This is a genomic window from Streptomyces cahuitamycinicus (assembly GCF_002891435.1).
GTDB lineage: Bacteria > Actinomycetota > Actinomycetes > Streptomycetales > Streptomycetaceae > Streptomyces > Streptomyces cahuitamycinicus.
The window spans coordinates 1-5,861 of sequence record NZ_POUC01000465.1; the positions used below are offsets into that span (position 1 = coordinate 1).

Here is a 5,861-nt window from a genome sequence, read left to right on the forward strand (position 1 = left end):
CCGTGGCTGCCGAGCTGAACAGCCGCCCGCGCAAAACGCTCGGCTGGGAAACCCCAGCCGAGCGTCTCGCTAAGCTCCTGGCGACAGCCAGTTGATCACTGTGTTGCTACGACCCCTGGAATTCGCCCACCGCGTGCGGGGGCTTCACGCTGTGCGCCGGGGCTCGCGCTGGGGGCGGGGGCTCCGCTCTGCGCGTCGGCTCGCGCTGGGGCGGTGGCTTCGCTCTGCGCGGGGGGCTCGCACTGGTGCGGGCCGCCTGCCGCAACCGGGCGTCGTGGGAGCGAAATCCGGCCATGGGCAGACCTCGCAGAGTGGGCACACATTACTCACGCGTAATGTTTGCAGTGTGAACGCGCGGGAGTTGGGTCCGATTTGATCGTGGACGGTCAAAATGAGGGGGCGTGCGAAGCGCTGTCTACGCGCGTCTCGAACTCACCCTTGTGTGCTCCCCGTTGTCCTCGGAATAGTGGGCGCTCGTCAACGAAGCCTTCCGGCTCGTGAGGTCCCCACAACCTCTCGGGCCGACCCCCCACAGGAGGACAGAAGTTGAAGCACCGACGCATACCCAAGCGGCGTGCAGCCGTGGCAGGCGCGGGCATCGCCGCGCTGGTCGCCGCGGGAGTGACGTTCCAGACCGCGAACGCCAGTGAGACCCCTGAGGCGTCCGCACCCCGGACCCTGTCGGTCGCCGCGGCCGGAAAGCTCGCCTCGACGCTGGCCGAGGACCTGGGCGGCGACGCGGCCGGGACGTACTACGACACCAAGAGCAAGAGCCTCGTGGTGAACGTGCTCGACGAGGCCGCCGCGCAAGCCGTCGAGAAGGCCGGCGCCAAGGCGAGAGTCGTGGCGAACTCCCTCGCCGAACTCAAGAGCGCCCGCGGCACGCTGAAGCAGGACGCGACGATCCCGGGCACCGCCTGGGTGACCGACCCGACGACGAACAAGGTCGTCGTGACCGCCGACCGCACGGTCTCCAAGGCCGAGTGGGCGACCCTGACGAAGGTCGTGGACGGGCTCGGCGCAAAGGCCGAACTCAAGCGGTCGAAGGGGGAGTACAAGCCCTTCATCGCCGGCGGTGACGCGATCACCGGCGGCAGCGGGCGCTGCTCGCTGGGCTTCAACGTGGTCAAGGGCGGCGAGCCGTTCTTCCTGACCGCCGGTCACTGCACCGAGGGCATCTCCACGTGGTCGGACTCCGACGGCAAGGAGATCGGCACCAACGCGGACTCCAGCTTCCCGGACAACGACTACGGGCTGGTCAAGTACACCGCGGAGGTCGCTCACCCGAGTGAGGTGAACCTCTACGACGGCTCCAGCCAGAAGATCTCGGGCGCCGCGGACGCGACCGTCGGCATGGCGGTCACCCGGAGCGGGTCGACCACGCAGGTGCACGAGGGCAAGGTCACCGGGCTGGACGCCACGGTGAACTACGGCAACGGCGACGTCGTCAACGGGCTGATCCAGACCGACGTGTGCGCGGAGCCGGGTGACAGCGGCGGGTCGCTGTTCTCCAGCGACAAGGCGGTCGGGCTCACGTCCGGCGGCAGCGGTGACTGCACCTCCGGCGGGGAGACGTTCTTCCAGCCGGTGACCGAGGCGCTGTCGGCGACCGGGACGCAGATCGGCTGACGACCGAGTGTGTGAAGTCCCGCCCCTTGTGCGAGGGGCGGGACTTTTGCGTGCTGTGCGCCGCCCTTGCGTCGCGTCTCGCCTCTCCGTTTCGTCGTGTGCGGCTTTCGTTCGGCTTCGTGTGACGCCGGATGGTGGGTCGGGGCCGCGCCGGGGGTGCCCGTCCTCCGAACGGCGCGATGGGGGCGGACGCCGACCGACTGTTCGTCGACGCGCCGACCGCTGCGGGCGGACACCCCCCGGCACGGCCCCTTCTCGCCGTGCGCGGGTGCGGGCCGGGAGCGGTTACGGGATCTGTGTCGCGTTCGCGCGCCTTCGTGCTGCGGCTGCCGCCATGGTGACTGCGGTTCCCGCCACCGCCCACGCCGCCAGGACCAGGAGTGACGTCGTCATCGCGTTGTCGTCGAAGTAGGCGATGGAGCGGGTCGACCAGGTGCCGGCGCCAGGCGGCAGGGCCGGGCCGATCGCCTTCCAGAAGGGTGGGAGGAGGGGGGGCAGTGCGCCGCCCGCGCTGGGGTTGCCGAGGATGACCACCAGCAGGATGACCAGGCCGATGCCGATCGTGCCGAAGAGGCCCTGCAGCGCGAGGGTGGCCGCGCCCACGGCGAAGATGATCAGGGCGCCCAGACCCCAGAGGGCCGCGGTGCTGCCCGGCAGGGCGTTCAGGGCCGGGCCGGCGATGAGGGCTCCGCCGAGACCGCCGGTGAGGGCGACCAGGGCCCATGACCGCCAGGCGGATCGCCGCGCGGGAGGGGTTGGCGGGTTTCGCCCCGGCGCTGATGGCCAGGGCCGCGGCGCCCAGGTAGCCGCCCACGCACCAGCCGATCACCAGGTAGAAGGACGAGAGTCCGTTGGGGTCGTGGGGTGCGGACGGGATCACGTCGACCGTTCGGACGGTGCGCCGCTCGGACTTCTCCAGGTCGGTGACCAGGGTCGTCAGCGTGGTGGAGAGGATCCTGCCGCCCCCGGAGGCGACCAGGAGGGTGTCGGTGCCGCCCCGGGGGTCGATGATCAGGGCCGCGTCGATGTCGCGGTGGGTGAGCTGGGACCGGGCCGTGGCCTCGTCGGGCAGGGCGCGCGGGTCCAGGGGCGAGCCGGGCAGCCGTTCCAGCCGGGTGACGGCCTGGCCCGCGGCGGCCTGCGGGGCGACCACGCCGAACGGCACGTCCTTGGGTTTCGGGTCGTGCAGTGCTCCGACGTACGAGGCGATGAACAGCAACTGGAGGGCGATCACGCCGACGATGAGCAGGGTGGCCCGCGGGGTGACGGCGTCTCTCACCTCCGTGCGGAACGAGCTGTGCGGCATGCCCCCACGGTCGGGGGTTTTGGGGCGTTTCCGCAGGTGGGGCGGGGCTGAACGGATGTCGCACATACATTCGAGGATGGGGGTATGGTGGGGGTGAGGTAGCTGGGAACAGATGTTCGAGAGCTGGTGTGGCTCACAAGTGCGGGAGGTGCGTGTGCCGGGGTTCACGCATCTGCACACCGTCTCCGGATTCTCGTCGCGCTATGGAGCCTCGCACCCGGAGCGGCTGGCCGAGCGTGCCTCCGAGCGGGGCATGGACGCCCTGGCGCTGACCGATCGCGACACGCTCGCCGGTGCTGTCCGGTTCTCGAAAGCCTGCGCGAAGGCGGGGGTCCGGCCGCTGCTCGGAGCCGAGCTGGCGGTGGCGGATGCGGAGCCCGGCGCCGGAGCCGAGCGGCGGGGGCGGCGCCGGACCCCGGTGCGGGGTGGTTCCTTTGTCGACGAGTCGGCTCCCCGAGTGACCTTTCTCGCCCGGGACGGCGCCCGGGGATGGGGGGAGCTGTGCCGGCTCGTCTCGGCTGCCCATGAGGGGGAGGGGACGCCCCTGCTGCCCTGGGAGCGTAATCACGCAGAGGGGCTGACCGTGCTGCTCGGGCCCGGATCGGACGTCGGGCGCGCCCTGGCCGCGGGGCGGCCCGACCGTGCGGCGCGACTGCTCGCGCCCTGGCGTGACGTCTACGGCGACGCCCTGCGGCTGGAGGCCGTCTGGCACGGCCGGGAAGGGACGGGGCCCGGGTCGTTGCGGCTGGCCGCCCGGACCGTCGGCTTCGCCGCCGAGCACCGGATCCGGCCCGTGCTCACCAACGCGGTGCGGTACGCCGACCCGGGTCTCGGGCCGGTCGCCGATGTCCTGGACGCCGCCCGGCGGCTGGTGCCCATCGACCCGGCCAAGGGGCTGGACTCCGGTGAGGCCTGGCTCAAGGGCGCCGGGGACATGTTCGCTGCGGCGGAGCGGATCGTGGAGGCCGCGGGGTTCCGGCGGGAGACCGCGCACCGGCTGGTGGAGCAGACGCAGGCCACGGCCGCCGAGTGCCTGGTCGATCCCGAGGACGATCTCGGGATCGGCACCGTCCACTTCCCCGAACCGCATCTGGTCGGCGCCGGGCGCCGGACCGCCCAGCGGACGCTGGCCTCGCGGGCGGCGGCGGGGATGGTGCTGCGCGGCTACGACCGGCGGCGGGAGTACTGGGAGCGGATGCACCACGAGCTGGACATCATCGCCCACCACGGTTTCGCCTCCTACTTCCTGACCGTCTCCCAGGTGGTGGAGGACGTACGGAAGATGGGTGTACGGGTCGCCGCCCGGGGATCCGGGGCCGGGTCGCTCGTCAACCATCTGCTCGGTATCGCGCATGCCGACCCGATCGAGCACCGGCTGCTGATGGAGCGGTTCCTGTCGAAGGAGCGGGTCGTGCTGCCCGACATCGACATCGACGTGGAGTCCGCGCGGCGGCTGGAGGTCTACCGCGCGATCATCGGCCGGTTCGGCACCGAGCGGGTGGCGACGGTCGCGATGCCGGAGACCTATCGCGTACGGCACGCCATCCGTGACGTGGGGGCCGCCCTGTCCATGGACCCGGCCGAGATCGACCGGGTCGCCAAGTCCTTTCCCCATATCAGGGCGCGGGACGCCCGCGCGGCGTTGGAGGAGCTGCCCGAGCTGCGTGCGCTGGCGGGGGAGAAGGAGAAGTACGGGAAGCTGTGGGAGCTGGTCGAGGGGCTGGACGCCCTGCCGCGCGGCGTGGCCATGCACCCGTGCGGGGTGCTGCTGTCCGACGCCTCCCTGCTGGCGCGTACGCCGGTCATGCCGACCAGCGGCGAGGGCTTTCCGATGTCGCAGTTCGACAAGGACGACGTCGAGGACCTCGGGCTGCTGAAGCTCGATGTGCTGGGCGTGCGGATGCAGTCGGCCATGGCGCACGCGGTGGAGGAAGTGGAACGGGTGTCGGGGGTGAGGGTCGACCTGGACGGGCTGCCGCCGGGGGATCCGCAGACGTACCGCCTGATCCAGTCCACCGAGACCCTCGGGTGCTTCCAGATCGAGTCGCCCGGGCAGCGGGATCTGGTCGGGCGGCTCCAGCCGGCCGGCTTCCACGACCTCGTCGTCGACATCTCGCTGTTCCGGCCCGGGCCGGTCGCCGCCGACATGGTGCGGCCGTTCATCGAGGCACGGCACGGGCGGGCGCCGATCCGGTATCCGCACCCCGACCTGGAGGGGCCGCTGAAGGAGACCTACGGGGTCGTCGTCTTCCACGAGCAGATCATCGACATCGTCGACATCATGACCGGCTGCGGGCGCGGCGAGGCCGACCGGGTGCGGCGCGGGCTGTCGGATCCGGAGTCGCAGGAGCGGATCAAGGTGTGGTTCGCGCAGCACGCTGCGGTGAACGGTTATGACGCGGAAACGATTCAGCGGACCTGGGAGATCGTCGAGGCCTTCGGGTCGTACGGCTTCTGCAAGGCGCACGCGGTCGCCTTCGCCGTACCGACGTACCAGTCGGCGTGGCTGAAAACGCATCACCCGGCCGCCTTCTACGCGGGGTTGCTCACGCACGACCCCGGCATGTACCCGAAGCGGCTGCTGCTGGCGGACGCGCGGCGGCGCGGAGTGCCCGTGCTGCCGCTGGACGTGAACGCGTCGGGCGTCGCACACCGTATCGAACTGGTGTCCGGTAAATGGGGTCTGCGGCTGGCTCTCTCCGATGTGCACGGCATCAGCGAGGCCGAGGCGGCGCGGATCGCCGAGGGGCAGCCGTACGCCTCGCTGGTCGACTTCTGGGAGCGGGGCCGGCCCAGCCGTCCGCTGGCCCAGCGGCTCGCACAGGTGGGAGCACTGGACGCGTTCGGCGCCAACCGCCGCGATCTGCAACTGCATCTGACCGAGCTGCATCGGGGCGCCCGGGGCGGGGGCGGCGGCCAGCTCCCC

2 protein-coding genes and 1 pseudogene are annotated in these 5,861 nt (G+C 71.5%); 2 read left to right on the forward strand and 1 reads right to left on the reverse strand.

Going from position 1 to position 5,861, the window contains the following annotated elements:
• Positions 1-546: 546 nt before the first annotated feature.
• Positions 547-1,629, forward strand: coding sequence for a S1 family peptidase (locus C1J00_RS36775; protein ID WP_102913264.1), 1,083 nt, complete (start codon positions 547-549; stop codon positions 1,627-1,629).
• A 285-nt stretch (positions 1,630-1,914) separates the two neighbouring features.
• On the opposite strand, the pseudogene C1J00_RS36780 reads toward C1J00_RS36775, so the two are convergent.
• Positions 1,915-2,935, reverse strand: a pseudogene (locus tag C1J00_RS36780) (DUF3533 domain-containing protein).
• A gap of 154 nt (positions 2,936-3,089) precedes the next feature.
• Between C1J00_RS36780 and C1J00_RS36785 the strand changes: the two are divergent.
• Positions 3,090-5,861: DNA polymerase III subunit alpha (locus C1J00_RS36785; RefSeq protein WP_102913265.1), on the forward strand; the 2,772-nt coding region annotated here is incomplete at its 3' end.